Annotated in this window: 16 protein-coding genes; 8 read left to right on the forward strand and 8 right to left on the reverse strand. The window is 43.9% G+C overall.

All coding sequences use genetic code 11. From position 1 onward, the window contains the following. The 3 genes from SHALO_RS02195 to SHALO_RS02205 all read left to right on the forward strand — a co-directional run bounded on the left by SHALO_RS02195 (position 1) and on the right by SHALO_RS02205 (position 2,936). Complete coding sequence (locus SHALO_RS02195; RefSeq protein ID WP_158513702.1) at positions 1-291, forward strand: nucleotidyltransferase domain-containing protein; 291 nt, start codon at positions 1-3, stop codon at positions 289-291. A 47-nt stretch (positions 292-338) separates the two neighbouring features. Then, complete coding sequence (locus tag SHALO_RS02200) at positions 339-1,826, forward strand: DUF2779 domain-containing protein (RefSeq protein WP_174543296.1); 1,488 nt, start codon at positions 339-341, stop codon at positions 1,824-1,826. A 147-nt stretch (positions 1,827-1,973) separates the two neighbouring features. Continuing rightward, positions 1,974-2,936 carry a lactate/malate family dehydrogenase gene (locus tag SHALO_RS02205; protein WP_069477186.1) on the forward strand — a complete coding sequence of 321 codons (963 nt, stop codon included), beginning with the start codon at positions 1,974-1,976 and terminating at the stop codon, positions 2,934-2,936. On the opposite strand, the gene SHALO_RS02210 is transcribed toward SHALO_RS02205, so the two are convergent. Then, complete coding sequence (locus SHALO_RS02210) at positions 2,899-3,462, reverse strand: toxin-antitoxin system YwqK family antitoxin (RefSeq protein WP_069477187.1); 564 nt, start codon at positions 3,460-3,462, stop codon at positions 2,899-2,901. The two genes, SHALO_RS02205 and SHALO_RS02210, sit on opposite strands and share 38 nt — an antisense overlap. A gap of 45 nt (positions 3,463-3,507) precedes the next feature. Continuing rightward, on the reverse strand, positions 3,508-5,868 hold the full coding sequence (locus tag SHALO_RS02215; protein ID WP_069477188.1) for a phosphoketolase family protein: 2,361 nt from the start codon (positions 5,866-5,868) through the stop codon (positions 3,508-3,510). Positions 5,869-6,077: 209 nt separating this feature from the next. Here SHALO_RS02215 and SHALO_RS02220 point away from each other — a divergent pair, with 209 nt between their 5' ends. Beyond that, a complete protein-coding gene (locus SHALO_RS02220; protein WP_069477189.1) occupies positions 6,078-6,992 on the forward strand; it encodes a hypothetical protein in 915 nt (304 codons plus the stop codon). 80 nt (positions 6,993-7,072) lie between these two features. Continuing rightward, positions 7,073-7,843 (forward strand): dimethylarginine dimethylaminohydrolase family protein, encoded by a 771-nt coding sequence (locus tag SHALO_RS02225; protein WP_069477190.1) that lies wholly within the window; start codon positions 7,073-7,075, stop codon positions 7,841-7,843. On the opposite strand, the gene SHALO_RS02230 is transcribed toward SHALO_RS02225, so the two are convergent. The 4 genes from SHALO_RS02230 to SHALO_RS02245 are packed head-to-tail and all read right to left on the reverse strand — an operon-like array spanning position 7,840 to position 12,634. Further along, positions 7,840-8,229 (reverse strand): VOC family protein, encoded by a 390-nt coding sequence (locus SHALO_RS02230; RefSeq protein WP_025343636.1) that lies wholly within the window; start codon positions 8,227-8,229, stop codon positions 7,840-7,842. The two genes, SHALO_RS02225 and SHALO_RS02230, sit on opposite strands and share 4 nt — an antisense overlap. 53 nt (positions 8,230-8,282) lie before the next feature. Continuing rightward, positions 8,283-8,864 carry a DJ-1/PfpI family protein gene (locus tag SHALO_RS02235; protein WP_069477191.1) on the reverse strand — a complete coding sequence of 194 codons (582 nt, stop codon included), beginning with the start codon at positions 8,862-8,864 and terminating at the stop codon, positions 8,283-8,285. A gap of 58 nt (positions 8,865-8,922) precedes the next feature. Then, entirely contained in the window at positions 8,923-10,812 is a 1,890-nt protein-coding gene (locus tag SHALO_RS02240) for a hypothetical protein (RefSeq protein ID WP_069477192.1), read from the reverse strand. After that, a complete protein-coding gene (locus SHALO_RS02245; protein ID WP_069477193.1) occupies positions 10,793-12,634 on the reverse strand; it encodes a PhoX family protein in 1,842 nt (613 codons plus the stop codon). The genes SHALO_RS02240 and SHALO_RS02245 overlap by 20 nt, the downstream gene beginning before the upstream one ends. Before the next feature lie 154 nt (positions 12,635-12,788). On the opposite strand from SHALO_RS02245, the gene SHALO_RS02250 reads away from it, so the two are divergent. Continuing rightward, on the forward strand, positions 12,789-13,529 hold the full coding sequence (locus SHALO_RS02250; protein ID WP_069477194.1) for a dienelactone hydrolase family protein: 741 nt from the start codon (positions 12,789-12,791) through the stop codon (positions 13,527-13,529). Positions 13,530-13,573: 44 nt separating this feature from the next. Beyond that, a complete protein-coding gene (locus SHALO_RS02255) occupies positions 13,574-13,936 on the forward strand; it encodes a hypothetical protein (protein WP_069477195.1) in 363 nt (120 codons plus the stop codon). Here the strand turns inward: SHALO_RS02255 and SHALO_RS02260 are convergent. After that, positions 13,933-14,286 (reverse strand): hypothetical protein, encoded by a 354-nt coding sequence (locus SHALO_RS02260; protein ID WP_069477196.1) that lies wholly within the window; start codon positions 14,284-14,286, stop codon positions 13,933-13,935. The two genes, SHALO_RS02255 and SHALO_RS02260, sit on opposite strands and share 4 nt — an antisense overlap. Positions 14,287-14,592: 306 nt before the next feature. On the opposite strand from SHALO_RS02260, the gene SHALO_RS02265 reads away from it, so the two are divergent. After that, positions 14,593-15,897: an EAL domain-containing protein gene (locus SHALO_RS02265; protein WP_069477197.1), complete on the forward strand. Its 1,305-nt coding sequence runs from the start codon at positions 14,593-14,595 to the stop codon at positions 15,895-15,897. 18 nt (positions 15,898-15,915) lie between these two features. Here the strand turns inward: SHALO_RS02265 and SHALO_RS02270 are convergent, their stop codons facing one another. Next, positions 15,916-16,266: a hypothetical protein gene (locus SHALO_RS02270; RefSeq protein WP_069477198.1), complete on the reverse strand. Its 351-nt coding sequence runs from the start codon at positions 16,264-16,266 to the stop codon at positions 15,916-15,918. Positions 16,267-16,276: the final 10 nt, after the last annotated feature.

Here is a 16,276-nt window from a genome sequence, read left to right on the forward strand (position 1 = left end):
ATGAATAGAATAATCTATTTAATATCTAAACATATTGATATATTTGAGTTATTTACGGAAGTCTATATCTTTGGTTCTGTAGTTAAAAATAATAAGTTTCCAAATGATATTGATTTATTACTTGTATATAGAATTTATTCTGAAGAGATTGAGGGTAAAAAAAATATGATAGAACAATTTCTAAAAAACTTATTTGAACTAGAGATAGATATTACAATTTTAAGTGAGAAAGAACTAGAACAAACTAAGTTTCTAGAAAAACTTGATTCTGTATATGAGAGGATAAAATAATGAAAAGTAAAGATAAGTTAAATATAGAAAATAAAAATGAGTAAATTGTGACCCTCTCAAAATCCCTCTACACCCGAGCCATTCAATGCCCAAAATCTCCTTGGCTGAAAAAGTATAAGCCAGAGGTTTTAACCCCTCCTGATGCTAGTGCCAAAGCGCGGTTTGAGACGGGTAACATCGTGGGGGATTTGGCGTGTGAATTGTTTCCTGATGGGCGTGAGATTCCTTTTGACGCGCACGATTTTAAAAGCATGGCGAGGTTGACCCAAGCGTATCTTGATGAGGGTGTCGAAAACATCTACGAGGCAACGTTTATTTACGAGGGCATCGTGGTGATGGTGGACATCGTGCGCCAAACATCTCTTGGCTTAGAGCTGTATGAAGTGAAGAGTTCCACCGATGTGAAGCCTATCTATCTGCATGATGTTTCCATTCAGCTGTATGTTTTAGAAGCCCTTGGGTTTAAGGTTGGGGCGTGTCATGTGGTGCATATCAACTCAGGCTATGTGCGAGAAGAAGCGTTGGAGCTTGAAAAGCTTTTTGTGGTGGTCGATGTTACAGGTGAGGTGCGAGAGTTGCAAGGTGCTATTCCCGCAAGACTTGAAGCGTTTGAGGCGTATCTGGACGATAAAATCCATGAGCCAAACATCGATATCGGAAAACAGTGCAATGACCCTTACGAATGCGATGCAAAGGCGTATTGTTGGAAGGTTCAGCGAAATATCCCAGAGTACAGCATCTTTAACATCTTCAATCTTGGCAGTAAAAAACAACAAGAGCTTTATGCACAAAACATCGTGGCGATTGAAGACATACCCGAAGATTTTGCGATGACACCCATCCAATGGCAAAAAGTCGATAACTGGAGAAAGCAACACACGTTCATCGACCATGAAGCGATTGCCGAGTTTTTAGAAACACTCACCTATCCCATCTATCATCTTGACTTTGAGACCTTTCAACAAGCCATGCCTTTGTGGAGCGGTGTCAGCCCTTATAAACAGATACCGTTTCAATACTCTTTACATGTAGAACACCGTGATGGCACTTTAGAGCATAAAGCATTTTTAGCAGAGTCAGGAAGTGACCCAAGACGTGCTTTGGCGGAGAAATTGGTCGAAGACATACCTTTACATGTAAACATTTTGACATACAATATGAGCTTTGAAAAAGGCGTCATCGCCTCACTTGCGCAGCTGTTTCCAGATTTACATGTAAAGCTTATGCACCTACACGACACCATCAAAGATTTGATGCTTCCATTCCAAAAAGGACACTACGTCACCCCAAGTATGCAAGGCAGTTACTCCATCAAATACGTCCTTCCTGCCCTTGTGCCTGAAATGGAATTAGCCTATAAAAAACTTGAGGGCATTCAAAACGGCGGTGATGCTATGAACGCCTTTGCATCTTTACATGTAAAGCGTTTGGAAGAGCAAATGAAAGTACGTGAGCAGTTGTTAAAGTACTGTGAACTCGATACTTTGGCTATGGTGAAGGTGTTGGGGAAATTAAAAGAGGCGAAAGCAACGTAAATGACTTTTTGTGCGTCAGTAAACCTAAAGATAACGCATGATTTTTAGCGTTATTGGCGTTACTCTCAACAAGAATAAGCTTATTTTTTAACACACTGACACACAACAAAGCTGTTATACTATCGTAGGAAATTTTAAAGGAAGTGCATGCGTGTAGGAATTATTGGTGTGGGCGGTGTTGGGGTTGAATTGGTCAATTATCTTCTCACCTTAGGCAGTATGAGCGAAATTGTCTTGGTCAATCGCAACAAAGAAAAGGCGATGGGCGAAGTGGCGGATTTTTCGTATGTTGAGTCGTTTACCTATGCACGTAACACACATTTGCACAGTGGCGATTATGTGGATTGTGCGCACTGCGATGTCATCGTCATTACCGCAGGAGCGCAACTTAAGGGGAACCAAACACGCGATGAGCTTTTACATGAAAATGCCACGTTAATACGAGAGATTGTGCATGAGCTCTCTACCTACGCGCCGCAAGCGATCATCATCATGGTGACCAATCCTGTGGATGTGCTGACCCACATTGCGTACAAAGAGGGGCTTTACCCTAGGGAGCGACTTATCAGTGCGGGAACGCTGGTGGACACGGCGCGTTTTATGAAGATCGTGAGTAAAAAAGTGGGGATTGACCCTAAAAATATCAACGGGTATGTTTTGGGTGAACATGGCAAGGGAAGCACGCTTCCGTGGAGTATTTGCAATATTTGTGGGCTGGATGTCGATACGTTTTGTGAGCTCAATGGCTTGCCATTGCTTGATCGCGCGCAGATTTACCAAGATGTGATCAATGCTGGATTTGAGATATTTTACAAAAAAGGCAATACCAATCACAGCACCGCCGCAAGCGTTTTTCGCATCATTCGCGCCATCGCCAACGATGAACACTCCGTCCTTCCGCTTGGTGTTTACTTAGAAGGTGAGTACGGACTAAGCGATGTGGTGCTCAATGTTCCCGTTGTCGTGACGCGAAAAGGTGCAACTAAAATCCTCAATTACAAACTGCTTCCCGAAGAGCTTGAAGCATTACATGTAAGCGCGAAAACGATGCAAAAAATGGCGCAAGAGGTGCTTACAAATTCATCGCTTTCAGTTGCGCCTCGCTCATAGGCGTTTTAGCCCCTTTTTCATCGTATTGGAAGCCACTAACGGGGCTGCTGTTTTTAAATTCGATTTCATTGGTCAGTTTTCCAGATTCGTAATAGAGTTTGGAGATGCCCTCTGCTTTGTTCTCATGAAACGGCGTTTCACTTTGCAGTTTGCCTGATGGATAGTAAATCTTTGCGATGCCCTCAGCCTTGTCATTGATAAAAGGCGTTTCACTTTGCACTGTACCAGATTTGAAGTAGCTTTTTCTTAAGCCTTCCACGACGTCATTTTTAAACGGTGTTTCGCCTTGCAGTTCACCTGATTCGTAGTAGGTTTTGCCTACTCCTTCGCGTTTGCCCTCTTTGAAGGGTGTTTCACCGCGTAATTTGCCTGAGTCATAGTAAAATTTTCCTGTGCCATTGGCGAGCGCGTGGGTTTTGACCTCGATTAAAACACCATCGTGTCTCTCTTCCAAATCGCCGTATTCGTAAATCTTCTCAGCGCCATAAAGCGTTATGCTCAAAAGCAATATCAGTAACCATTTCATTTTTAGATTCCTTCTAAATTTTTCGCGCATAGTAGCATATTAGATTTAACAGCGCCACTTCCATTCGAGAATTTCTGGCATATCTTGCCCATAGGTTTCGATGTAGGTTTTATGCTCGCGGAGTTTTTCGCGCATTTTCTCTTTTACTGCTTCGGCAAAAGGCTGCATTTTAGGGACGCGATCCATCACGTCCATGACCAGATGAAATCGATCCATATCGTTTAAAACGACCATATCAAAGGGCGTTGTGGTCGTTCCCTCTTCTTTGTACCCTCTTACATGTAAATGCTCATGATTCGCTCTTCGGTACGCCAAACGGTGAATCAACCACGGATAACCATGATACGCAAAAAACACAGGCGTATCTTTGGGGAAGAGCGCATTAAACGCTTCATGGCTAAGTCCGTGCGGGTGCTCTTCACTGGGTTGCAAGCACATCAAGTCCACGACATTGATAAGGCGAATGCTAAGATTGGGCACAAGGGTGCGTAAAATGCTCACCGCCGCTAAGCTCTCCAAGGTTGGCACATCGCCACAACATGCCATCACCACATCGGGCTCGCTTCCTTTATCACTGCTTGCCCACTGCCAAATTCCCATCCCTTTTTCGCAGTGCGCAATGGCTTCTTCTATGTTAAGCCACTGTAGTTCAGGTTGTTTGCCTGCAACGATGACATTGATGGCGTCGCGACTTTTAAGACAATGTTCCCCAACCCATAAAAGCGTGTTGGCATCGGGTGGAAAATAGACATTGACGATATGCGCTTTTTTGTTCACGACGACATCGATAAATCCTGGGTCTTGGTGTGAAAAACCGTTGTGATCTTGCCTCCAAACATGCGAAGTCAGAAGATAATTGAGTGAAGCAATAGGTTTACGCCATGGGATTTCACGGCTCGTGACCTTAAGCCATTTAGCGTGTTGATTAAACATCGAGTCGATGATATGGATAAATGCTTCGTAGCATGAGAAAAAGCCATGCCTACCTGTGAGTAGATAACCTTCTAACCAACCTTGGCAGGTGTGTTCGGAGAGAATTTCCATAACACGACCGTCTTGTGCGAGGTGATCATCAGTGTCGTCATGTTCTGCCATCCAAACGCGATTGGTCACTTCAAAAAGGGCACCTAAGCGGTTTGATGCTGTTTCATCGGGGCCAAAGACGCGAAAAGTGTGCATATTGTGGCGCATCACATCGCGAAGAAACGTACCTAAAACGCGTGTGGATTCAGCGATAGATTGCCCATGAGATTGAACGTCCACCGCATAGGTTTTAAAATCAGGCAGATGCAAAGCTTCTAAAAGCGCCCCGCCGTTGGTGTGAGGGTTTGCCCCCATGCGTTTTTCGCCTTGGGGTGCAAGCGAAGCGAGTTCAGGGATGAGTTTGCCATTTTTATCAAAGAGCTCTTCGGGCTTGTAACTTTTCATCCAGTTTTCAAGAATCGTGATGTGTTCAGGCTTTGTATCCAGCTCAGAGAGTGGCACTTGGTGGGAACGCCATGAGCCTTCGGTTTTGAGTCCATCGACCTCTTTGGGACCGCTCCAACCTTTAGGACTGCGCAAGATGATCATCGGCCAAAAAGGTCGTTTCGTGTTTCCATTAACTCTGGCTTCATGCCAAATGGTTTTAATTTTAGTGACAATGAGATCTAAGGTCTCTGCCATTTTTTGATGCATTAGCTCAGGTTCATCGCCTTCAACAAAATAGGGCTCATAGCCATATCCGATGAAAAGTTTTTCAAGCTCATCGTGCGAGATGCGCGCAAGAACCGTTGGATTGGCGATCTTATACCCGTTGAGGTGGAGAATGGGAAGCACGGCACCATCGCGTTTGGGGTCTAAAAATTTGTTCGAGTGCCACGCGGTCGCCAAGGGCCCTGTTTCGGCTTCACCATCGCCTACCACGCAACATGCGATAAGCTCTGGATTGTCAAAGACCGCTCCATAAGCGTGTGAGAGCGCGTAACCCAGTTCGCCTCCTTCGTGGATGGAACCGGGCGTTTGGGGTGCTACGTGGCTTGGAATGCCTCCAGGGAAGGAGAACTGTTTGAAGAGTTTTTGCATGCCAGCTTCACCTTGTGAGATGTCGGGATAGACTTCGCTGTAGGTTCCTTCCAAATAGGTGTTGGCAACGACCGCGGGGCCGCCGTGTCCAGGGCCTGCGATGAAAAGCATGTTGAGGTTATCTTTAAGGATTATTCGATTCATGTGCGCGTAGATAAAATTCAGCCCCGGCGTCGTGCCCCAGTGCCCTAAAAGGCGAGGTTTGATCTGCTCTAAAGAGAGAGGTTTTGTGAGCAAGGGATTTTCAAGTAGGTAAATTTGCCCCACAGAAAGGTAGTTCGCCGCACGCCAATAAGCGTGAATCTGTTTAAGTTCGTCTGGTGAAAGTGGTTGATGTTTCATGAAACTCCTTTAAGCTGAGTCATTCGTATGCTACTTCAATTTTACTTAAAAAAGATGCGTTTAAAAGCTTACATGTAAAGAGTAGACTTCGTGCCTAACCCATCACCTCGTTTTTCCAATAATGATGTAAAAAGTCTGTTAAAAAACAACTTTACAGTAGCGTAAACTATGCTACAATTTGCGCTTATTTTACATGTAAAAGGTTGCGTATGGGAATTAGCATTAAAAAGCTTGAAGCGTTGGTAGATCAGGTTGTTTTACCATTTGAGAGATTGATTATTGAAGACTCAAGGCTTGCTCGCTATCTGTCCGATCCGGATGTTGCAAAAGTGCATAATTTAGCCATTGCTAAACTGAGTATTTACATTTATGCTGATATTAAACACGCGTATGAATACGTCCAAGAAGCGGCGCAAAAACATAAGCTCAAAGAGATCCCCATTGACAATTTGCGAGAGTTTTATTCGCTTTATTTTGTGCTTTGCCGTGAATGGAATCAAAAACATTTAGAAACCGAAGATCGTTTTGGAAAAAACTTAGAGGTGATAGAGCAGTTTGTGTATGACTCTTTTTCAAAAGAAGATCAGAGCAAAGAAGACTTTTTTATCTACGACTCGCCCACGACAGCGCAAAACATGGCAAAGATGCATTACCACGATGATACAAAAATCAGTGCCGTTGCTTTTTGCTCGGAGGGTAGCATCGATGAGTTGGATATTCAAGATATTTTAGAGAGCTGTGATGAACTCGCCGAAGTGGTGCAAGACTACAATCTTGAATACAATAAAGCCTATTTTTTAGGAGTAAAAGAGCGTTTTGACTCCTATGCAGCGATTTTGGAAAAAAATACAGAGTTTCGCGATCTAGGCTACAGCTTAGCAAAGCTCTCTTTATCGTTGGAAGAGCATCTGGATTCTTTAACCGCTCATGTCAATAAAAAGAAAATTTTGATGATTTTAAATGCGATCGTTGAAGATCTCATTGGGTGGACGGAAGCGGTTTTAAAAGAGAAAACAGCGGTGGATATTCACTACTTGGATGCGTCACTTTTTTCAAGCATTATTCAGTTTGAAATGATGTTGACACCAACAAATGAAGAGGAAAATTCTTTGGAGTTTTTCTAATGTTAACAGAGCTTTTGCTCAATTTTTGACACGCTTTCAAAGCAGAAAGCTCATATTTTATTTTATCGTAAGGATTTTTGATGCTTTTAGCCATGACCCATTTGCCTTCACCTAAGTTGCAAGAGTGCGAACTCACGTTTGTACAAAGCGAGCCTATTTCCCTTGAAAAAGCGACCCTTCAACATGTCGCCTACGGTGCGATGTTAGAGCGCTGTGGTGCCAAAGTGATGGTTTTAGATGAAAATTTAGCGTACCCCGATAGCGTGTTTGTGGAAGATCCGATCATTGTTTTTGACGAGGTGGCGGTGCTGACTTCAATGGGCGTAGAATCGCGCAGGGTTGAAAGTGCATCGATGGAAAAGGTTTTTTCCAAATACCGCAATGTGGAGCGTATCGTTTTACCTGCTCAAATTGAAGGTGGCGATGTGCTCAAAGTCGGTAAAAAAATCTTTGTTGGTGAATCGCCTCGTACCAATCAAGAGGGCATTTCCGCACTTGAAGCGATCATCAAACCCTTTGGTTATGAGGTGATTTCGGTGAGTGTTACGGGGTGTTTGCACCTCAAAACAGGCGTGACAGCACTGGATGATCAAACGGTTTTGATCAATTCAAACTGGCTGGATGCGGACGTCTTTCATGGCTTTACGAAAGTTGAAGTACCAGAAGACGAGCCTTTTGGGGCAAATGTACTCAAAATCGGTGAAATTCTCTGTATGAATGAAGCGTTTCCTGAGAGCATTAGCCTTGTCAAATCATTAGGATACAAGGTTGAAACGGTCAATATCAGCGAGTTTGTCAAAGCCGAAGCGGGTCTTACGTGTATGAGCGTACTCTTTACATGTAAAGATTAAAAAGCGACCAATTCGTTGGCGACTTCGATGAGATTTCCATCGGGGTCGCGAAAATAAACCGATAAAAGATCACTCCTTGCGCCAGTGCGCTTTACGGGGCCTTCAATGCAGACAACGCCACACTGGTGCAGATGCTCTAAGAACTGAGAAATAGGCATTTGCGTGATCAAACACAAATCGGCTGAGCCTGCCATTGGATGTGTCGCTTTGGGTTTGAACTCATGTCCGACTTCATGCAAATTGATTTTGCTATGCCCAAATTTGAGTGCTTTTCGACCTTTGAAGGTGATCTCATCCATCTGCAAAACCGCGGTATAAAAAGCACAACTTTGTTCAATACTTGCAACCGTCAAAACAAGATGATCAAGATGTGAAATAAGCGACATAGCTTTCCTTTGAGAAAGAGGAGGGTGTTAACTCCTCTTTTACATGTAAAGATTTAAAGCGTGATTTTCGTTCCTAAAACGACTAGAAATTTAGCGATCCATTGCGGATGCGCAGGCCATGCAGGAGCGGTGACAAGATTGCCATCGACCGTAGCTTCAGTCACTTCGATGTTAGCATACGTTCCGCCCGCTTTCGTGACTTCAGGTGCGCATGCAGGGTAGGCTGAACAACTTTTTCCTCCTAGTACATCAGCGGCTGCAAGCAGTTGAGCCCCGTGGCAAATCGCTGCGATGGGTTTGTTGGTTTTGGCAAAATGGCGTACCATCTCTAGCACTTTTTCATTGAGCCTCAAATATTCAGGAGCGCGACCTCCCGGTACTACAAGCGCATCAAACTCTTCGGCTTTGATGGCGTCAAATGTGCCATTAAGTGTAAAATTGTGACCCGGTTTTTCACTGTAGGTCTGGTCTCCCTCAAAATCATGAATCGCTGTGCGGATAAACTCACCCGCTTTTTTGTTCGGGCAAACAGCGATCACCGTGTGACCCACTGCCCCTAACGCTTGAAAAGGCACCATAACTTCGTAATCTTCTACATAGTCTCCGACGATAAACAGAATTTTTTTTGCCATCATGACTCCTTTTAAAATGGTGTTATGTTTGATTATAGCCCGTAAAGATTATAAAATCAAATTATTTGTAAGCCTTCTCGTAAACCAAAGGATAGTTTAACAGTGGCAAATATTCGCCATCATACGACGCATCGTTTTCATCGATCAACGTCTCCACAATGCCCGCACCTTCCGTCAATGTTGCCTCTTTTTCGATGGGGCGATCGGTAATAATCTCGCCTATGTGATATGGCGTGCCATCAAGGTGCGTGTACGCCTCTTTGCCCTCTCTAAAATAACGATACGTAAAAGGCGTTTGGGCAAACACATCTTTTCCCAAGGTAAAGCGTTGTGTTGCAACCACTTTTCGGTAACCAATAGCCCCATTTAAAGCCTCTGTTTCGGTGGGGTAAAGCAACCTTGGATGAATAAATCCCTCTTTGGTCAGGTACGCTTTTGCTTCCACAAATTCATTCATCAGCTTTACATGTAAACGTTGTTGCTCCACTAAAGTGCTAGGATTTATCAAATCCAAAGTGCGCCAGTTATCGCTATAGCCGTGCTCTTTGGTGATGCTCTCTCTTAAAAAAGCTTCCATACTTTCAGGCATAACGCCGTACAGATTCGCTCCAACAACATGCTTTAAAAAGTATCCAAATTCGCCCTGATGTGCTTTGCGGTTGAGTGGGTCGCCTCTTCTTGAAGTTGCTTTGCCCTCTTTGAGCGTGTAGGCGAGATAATCCATCTCAACCCAGCCAAGCTTTTCGGGAAACTTACGAGGAAATGCCCACGTCGAATCAATCGTATTGCTACTTCCAGAGGTAAACGAGGAGGGCTCGAAACCGTAGTTATCGCTATGACACCCCACACATTGCATCAGCTCTTCACCTTTTTGTGCGCGCAAATGCCCCTTGGCATCTTCGATGAAACCCGCCAATATCCAGCCAGCACCGTTATTAATCCACCCTTGTTTTTCGTTAAGATACAAGGGTGCATTTTCCTCTTTTTCCGCCGCTTCACCGGGGTAATACATACGCGTTTTGACCATATAGCGTATCTCTTTCACCCGAGTAGCGCGCGTGCCATTTTTGCGAAGATCGACATAATGCAAAGGATGGGCAAACTCGGTATAGAGTGGGTAAAGTCCACGGTGAACTTCGACCTCTTTTGCTTTACCGAAGTAGATTTTGGGGTCATTTGGTTCAAGTCTGTCGGTAATGGCACGCTCCAAAAGGTCAAGATTTTGAGCATAAATGGTTTCACTCCACGCCCCTTTTTCATCTTGCATAAAAACTTTAGGTAAACGAATGTAAATGCCAGAAACACTGCCACTCATCGGTGTGAAAATACCATAAGGCATAAAATTGATGGCACGCCAACCCGTCATATCTGCAAACACGGCGCGTGTTTTAGCTTTAGTTCGCACAAAACCATCCTCTTTGGCAGGAAGATCGGAGGGGCTTAGATCAGGAAAGAGTCGCCAAACGGAGTCGTCGTCACCATTTTCCCATCCCACTTTTCCGCCTCGTTTGGCATAGGCTTCGCTCCAATTGTCTTCTTCCAAATAGTTAAGCATTTGGGTTTCATCAAAACGGTTAGGACTTTGTTGATACTCTGCTTCTAATTTTTCAGGAAAAAGCGTGTTTTCCCAAGGATTGATGCTGGGTGATTTGGTTTGCTGGGTTGCAGGGGCAAAACTGTAGGTGGTTTGCAGATTACCCGTAATGCTTGAAAGTCCTGCTTGGGGGTTGTTGTTGCCAAGACGTGCGCGAGCAGGGGCATTGGTGTGACAGAACATACAGGCGTTTTGAGTTCCACCACTCGTTTCGATGTAGCACTGCGCAGGGATGTTCGCATACGGATTAGCAAACGTGGTTCGACTGACAAATTCACCTTTCAATGAGCCGCCAAAGCTCACGACGGAGCTAAGGCAGAGTGTGAAAAGGAGGCGATTAAAGCCCTGGGATACCATAAATATACCCTACAGGCGCTTGGAATTTATCGATTTTTGGAGCAACTTTGCTTTGAAGGTCTTTATCCATCGTTTTGATAAAATCACCTTGGTGTTGCGCATTGCTCATGATGTAGGCAAAGCCGTTCATATTTTCAACCACTTGAAGTCCTGTGGATTCTGCACCTGCGGGTGTGGAGAGGATACGAGAGAGCTTTTTCGTGTCGACATTGTACGCCCAAACGAAGTTATTGACATGCGTTCCGCTGTCTTCACCGATGAAAAGCGTACGAGCGCGTGAAGAGTAAAAGAGATTGTCTGTATTGGCAATTTTATCGACGGCACAGGTATTTCCAAGTGCATCGGTTGCGATCTCTTCACCCAAAAGTGCGGAAGGTACAGACATGTTTGTAGGCACAAAATCACTTGCTATTAATTCGCCTTTGCTGTCTTTTATGTTGGAAGCAAGGCCTACTTCGTAGGTTCCACCACAGCGATTTTTAGCGACTTTGATGTCATCTTTGGCAAAGCTTGCATCTTTTGCCATTCCTTTTTCGATGTAGGACATGGCGATGTAGAGTTTTTTATCTTCTTTATTAAACGCTACCCCTTCCATTTTGTTAAATTCGGTTGTAGCGCCTAAGTATGCTGCGTAACGACGTGTCTCTAAAAAAGCTGCTGCGCGCTCCATATTGGGTTTAAGTTTAAGGTACTCGATCTCAGAGTGTCCTGCTTTGACTGCTTTAAAGCCTTCATGTTTTTTTGGGTCGAATTCAGCAGGTGCGTAGGCTTCAAAGATGTCATTGAAGGTAAGTTTTTCTTTCCAACGAGAAACCTCTTCAGAACTTGCATGCCCTAGTTTGATCCAACTCAGTTTGGCTTGTCCGCCATCCTTGGCTCCATCTTCATTGGTTTGAGACCAAATGGCGGCATAGAGTGTGCCGTTATCCAAATCTTTGGCGCCATCCCCTACGTACATGTAAAGCCCCACTTGCGCTCCATCATCGCCAAAAAACGCTGTTTTTTCATCGCTCATGATTTTTGCCATCTCCCATGTTCCACGCCCCATAGCGTAGTGTTTGGTGACATTGGTTTTGCTGTTCTCTTTTACCGCAACTTCGGTGATGTAACCATAGTCGTAAGCTTTGGCTTGTTGTTTGCCTTCAAAATAAAGCTCGCTCATGGCTTTAAGCCCTTTTTGCGCCTTTTTGTACTCTTTGCCACTGGCGGCGGTAAAGTAAAGATCATAATCCTCTTCGCTTCCTAAGTGGGTATTCCAAGGTGTTTGTGACCCAGCACAGGGAATCCAGATGCCGCCTACTTTGGAGAAATCAATCGGATACTGATCGAAGGCTTTAAGCTTGCCATTTTTCGCATCTTGTTTGATGGTGGTGAGTGTCATGCTCATAGGAGCTCTTTCATACCACGTCTCTGATTTCTCAGCTGAAGAGCCATCGCTTAAAATCCAGTCGTATTCGTAGTGTGTGACAAGGTAGAGTGAGCCATTGACATTTAAAAGTGAGTTGCTATCAGGTGTCTCTGCGATGAGCGGTTTTCCAAAAGGGTCCATCAATGGTTTCATTGACATGGAGTAGAGTTGTCCTGCTGGGTTTTTGCTCGTTCCGACTTTATCTTTAACACCAAAAAGTGTTTCATACGAAAGTGCTCTTTCGATTTTTCCACCGTTTGCAGTGTGGATGATGACTTTGGCTTCCGAGTACGCTTTTGCCATTTTTTCAGGTGTGCTTGGCGCGTCCATACCTATAAATTCAACTACGCTTCCTGCGCATAAGCTTGAAGCGACCAATGAGAGCGATACACAGAGTGTTTTAAGAGATTTCACGAAAGCCTCCAAATAAGATTTTGATACGATAATCGTAGGCTAGAAGAGTTACAAATGTGTTACAAACTTTAAAAAATAGTGTTAAATCAATAATGCCCTAGATTGCTTGAAGAAAGGTGCTCTACAATAGAGAAAATATACCTAAGGAGAAAATATGAAAAAGTTTTTAGTGGCTACAATAATGTTATGCCTTGCAACATGGGGCTTTGCTAAAGAGGGTTTTGTCACGTATGTGGTCGATGGAAAAATGTATGAGGGTTACTATAGCACCCCCTCAGATGAGGCGCCCCTTGTTTTTATTATTCACGACTGGGATGGACTGAATGAGTACGAGATGACACGCGCAAAGATGCTCAATGATCTAGGTTATGGTGCATTTGCGATAGACCTTTTTGGCAAAGGCGTCAAACCTGTTACGATTGATGAAAAAAAAGCACTGACCAACGCGCTTTACAAGGACAGGGCTAAGATGCGAAAGCTTCTGGATGCGAGTTACCAAGCGGCTAGAAAAGAGGGTGCAAACGTGGCAAATTCTATAGGAATTGGTTACTGTTTTGGCGGCGCAGCACTTTTGGAGATGGCACGCATGGGAACCTCACTCAAAGGGTTTGTCAGTTTTCATGGAGGTTTAGCAACGCCTGCTGGAGAAGACTACACGCAAACAAAAGGCTTTGTGCTTATATTGCACGGATCAGCCGATGAGAGCGTGAGTTTAGATGAATTTGCAGGACTCGCCAAAGAGCTTGAAAAAACAGGCATCAAGCATGAGATGATCACCTACAGTGGCGCTCCTCACGCATTTACCGTTTTTGGAACCGATCGTTATAGAGAAGCAGCTGATAAAAAATCGTGGAGAAGATTGGTCGAATTTGTCGATGAAACACTCTCAAAATAGGGTATGTTTTTTGCTTGTACCTTTACATGTAAAAGGAGTTTTCCATGGATAACAGACTATTTGAAATCGACCCGTACGCAGGGGTGAGTTACGGACTTTACAATTCGCTCAAAGGCGAAGAGGGGAGTTTTGAGGACTTTTTGCTTCACTATGACTCCACAGGTGCGAGTGAAGGCGATAGCTCATGGCTGACCGATTTGATCAACCAAGATACGCTGAACGCTCTCTCCTCTACCACGGTGCTTGAAGCGATGAATACGCTGGGTGTAAGTGCGCTTGATTTTGGCAATTCTACGACCTATTTTGACTCTCAAGTTTACGCGGCTAAAATGCAGTTGATGCAAGCTTTTAGCCAGCGTGACGACTATGAAGAGATGAAACCTTTATTGGATCAGTTGATGAGTTAACGGCAAACGTAGGTGATGATGTCTGATTGAATCGAGCCAATCACTGGTTTTACCCATGGTTTGGGATTATCCGTTGAGATCGCTTTAGCCGATTTGATACTATTGCCCAATTCGCGAATCACTCGTGATGGACAGTTGACTTCAACTTTGATGTAAAGCGTGGTGTCGTAACTCAAACGCTTGAGCGTCACATTGAAAAGCGTTGTTTTTTTGCTCTCTTCAAGAATGTAGTATTTGTAGATGTCTTTTTGCACGGTACGCGGCACTTCTACTTCACTTTTATTCGCACCAAAACAGTTCACTGCGAGTGTGAGTGCTGCTATCATTCCAAAAAATTTTTGAATTTTCATGTGGATCTCCTAATGTCAATCTATGAGTTATTCTATCAAAAGCAGGCTCAAACTGGCTTAAGCGAAATTTTCTATTATTAGAGTTCTACAAGAACTCTGCAACACGCTTTTAGAGCAAAGCTGTAAAAGCTACGTTAACACTGGGTTTTCTTCGGCAGAAAGCCCACGCACCTTTGGCGCTTTCCCTTCTTGTAAAACTTAATGTGCAAGAACTCTATTAAAGCGTCACTATTTCATTATTTATGATCTTTTTAGATACAATTAAAAAATTTACAGTGGTATTAGGTTTGCAAGAGGGGGCTTTGCATGGCGAATAGTAGCGAAAAAGAGCAAGATCAAAAAGAAAAAATCAAACACCTTTCCAAAGAGCTTCGCGCCGTGCAGAAAAATCTTGTGGAGCAGTTTTACACCGACCCACTCACGCGCCTTCCGAACCTCTATAAATTGCGCCATGACCTCGAAGAGATTAGTGATTTTACACTGATTATCGCCAACATCGACAACTTCAAACTGCTCAATGATTTTTACGGGTTTGTTGTGGGTGATTTTATCTTAGAATCTTTTGCAAAAAGCCTTAAAACCGAACTTCAAGATGTAAGCGTTTACCGCATGGCAGGCGATGAATTTGCCATTTTACTCCATGAACGCATGAGTTTTTACCTCTTGAAAAATTACCTTACCTATCTCTCCCGTCAACTCACCCATCTGAAGTACGCTTACGCGCAAACGGAGATTTACGTTGACTGCACGCTTTCATCCAGTGCTAGTTTTTCACACAGTGACATCTTTTCCAAAGTGAGTATGGCGCTCAAATATGCCAAAAGAGAACAGCTCAAGTTTTGGATTTTTGAAGATACAATGAACTTCTCGCAAGAGTACGAAAGCAATCTCAAATACGCCACTAAAGTGCGTAAAGCCATTATGGATTTCTCAGGCATCGTGCCTTATTTCCAACCCATCATCGACAACAAAACCGATGAAATCATCAAGTTTGAAGCACTTTCTCGTTTGGTCGATGAAGAGGGCGTCATCCACTCACCGCACAATTTTATTCCAATCGCGAAGATGATTAAAGTCTACGATAAAATCACGATGGCGATCATCGACAAAAGCTTCAAAGTGTTTGAAACGCATCCGTTTGACTTTAGCATCAACCTCTCGTTTGAGGACATCATCAACGAAGAGATTTACGACTTTATCATCCGAAAACTGCGCGATTCCAACATGGGGCATCGCGTCACGTTTGAACTTTTAGAGTCTGAACGGGTCAACGACTTCAACAAAGTCATGCACTTTTTCAATGAAATCAAGCGCTACGGTGCCAAAGTCGCGATCGATGATTTTGGAAGCGGATTTTCCAACTTCTCCTACATCATCAAGCTCAATCCCGATTTTATCAAGATCGATGGCAGTCTCATCAAAGACATCGACAAAGATAAAAATGCCCAAATCGTCGTTGAAACCATTGTCGACTTCTCCAAAAAAATGGGCATCAAAACCGTCGCAGAATTCGTCCACTCCAGCACGGTTCTCTCCACGGTCAAACAGCTTGGCATCGACTACTCGCAGGGCTATTTCATCGACATGCCATCCCCTCAAATCGATCTGTAACATCGTTACATGTAAAGGCTAAGCCACTTCCGTATCCCACAAAATACTCACGCCGTATTCGGGATCGGGAATGACGTACTTAAAGTATTCGCTCGTCCCCTTGCGCCCATGCAAACGCACCGCAATTTGCCCCTCTTTTAAAAGCTGCTTCATCTCATACTCGCTGAGGCTTCGTTTATTCCAGCGTAAAAAGGTGTTAGAGTAAACCCGAAACCGACACGAAGAAGTGGCACTAAAAACATAATCATCGTTGATGTCACGCTCTTTTGTTGCATGCTCACACGTATAAAGATTGACCTTTTGACCTTGAATGGTAAGCTTTTGCGAGATCACATTACCACCGCAATACGGGCATTTGCCAAGAATCATGATGCACCTC

This window comes from Sulfurospirillum halorespirans DSM 13726, assembly GCF_001723605.1.
Taxonomy (GTDB): Bacteria; Campylobacterota; Campylobacteria; order Campylobacterales; family Sulfurospirillaceae; genus Sulfurospirillum; species Sulfurospirillum halorespirans.

Excerpts from the sequence above, each read along its gene's own strand:
- SHALO_RS02215 (WP_069477188.1), bottom strand. The coding sequence starts at position 5,868 with ATGAAACATCAACCACTTTCACCAGACGAACTTAAACAGATTCACGCT.
- SHALO_RS02210 (WP_069477187.1), bottom strand. The coding sequence starts at position 3,462 with ATGAAATGGTTACTGATATTGCTTTTGAGCATAACGCTTTATGGCGCT.
- SHALO_RS02220 (WP_069477189.1), top strand. The coding sequence starts at position 6,078 with ATGGGAATTAGCATTAAAAAGCTTGAAGCGTTGGTAGATCAGGTTGTT.
- SHALO_RS02205 (WP_069477186.1), top strand. The coding sequence starts at position 1,974 with ATGCGTGTAGGAATTATTGGTGTGGGCGGTGTTGGGGTTGAATTGGTC.
- SHALO_RS02260 (WP_069477196.1), bottom strand. The coding sequence starts at position 14,286 with ATGAAAATTCAAAAATTTTTTGGAATGATAGCAGCACTCACACTCGCA.
- SHALO_RS02265 (WP_069477197.1), top strand. The coding sequence starts at position 14,593 with ATGGCGAATAGTAGCGAAAAAGAGCAAGATCAAAAAGAAAAAATCAAA.
- SHALO_RS02195 (WP_158513702.1), top strand. The coding sequence starts at position 1 with ATGAATAGAATAATCTATTTAATATCTAAACATATTGATATATTTGAG.
- SHALO_RS02235 (WP_069477191.1), bottom strand. The coding sequence starts at position 8,864 with ATGATGGCAAAAAAAATTCTGTTTATCGTCGGAGACTATGTAGAAGAT.
- SHALO_RS02240 (WP_069477192.1), bottom strand. The coding sequence starts at position 10,812 with ATGGTATCCCAGGGCTTTAATCGCCTCCTTTTCACACTCTGCCTTAGC.
- SHALO_RS02255 (WP_069477195.1), top strand. The coding sequence starts at position 13,574 with ATGGATAACAGACTATTTGAAATCGACCCGTACGCAGGGGTGAGTTAC.
- SHALO_RS02230 (WP_025343636.1), bottom strand. The coding sequence starts at position 8,229 with ATGTCGCTTATTTCACATCTTGATCATCTTGTTTTGACGGTTGCAAGT.
- SHALO_RS02270 (WP_069477198.1), bottom strand. The coding sequence starts at position 16,266 with ATGATTCTTGGCAAATGCCCGTATTGCGGTGGTAATGTGATCTCGCAA.
- SHALO_RS02250 (WP_069477194.1), top strand. The coding sequence starts at position 12,789 with ATGAAAAAGTTTTTAGTGGCTACAATAATGTTATGCCTTGCAACATGG.
- SHALO_RS02225 (WP_069477190.1), top strand. The coding sequence starts at position 7,073 with ATGCTTTTAGCCATGACCCATTTGCCTTCACCTAAGTTGCAAGAGTGC.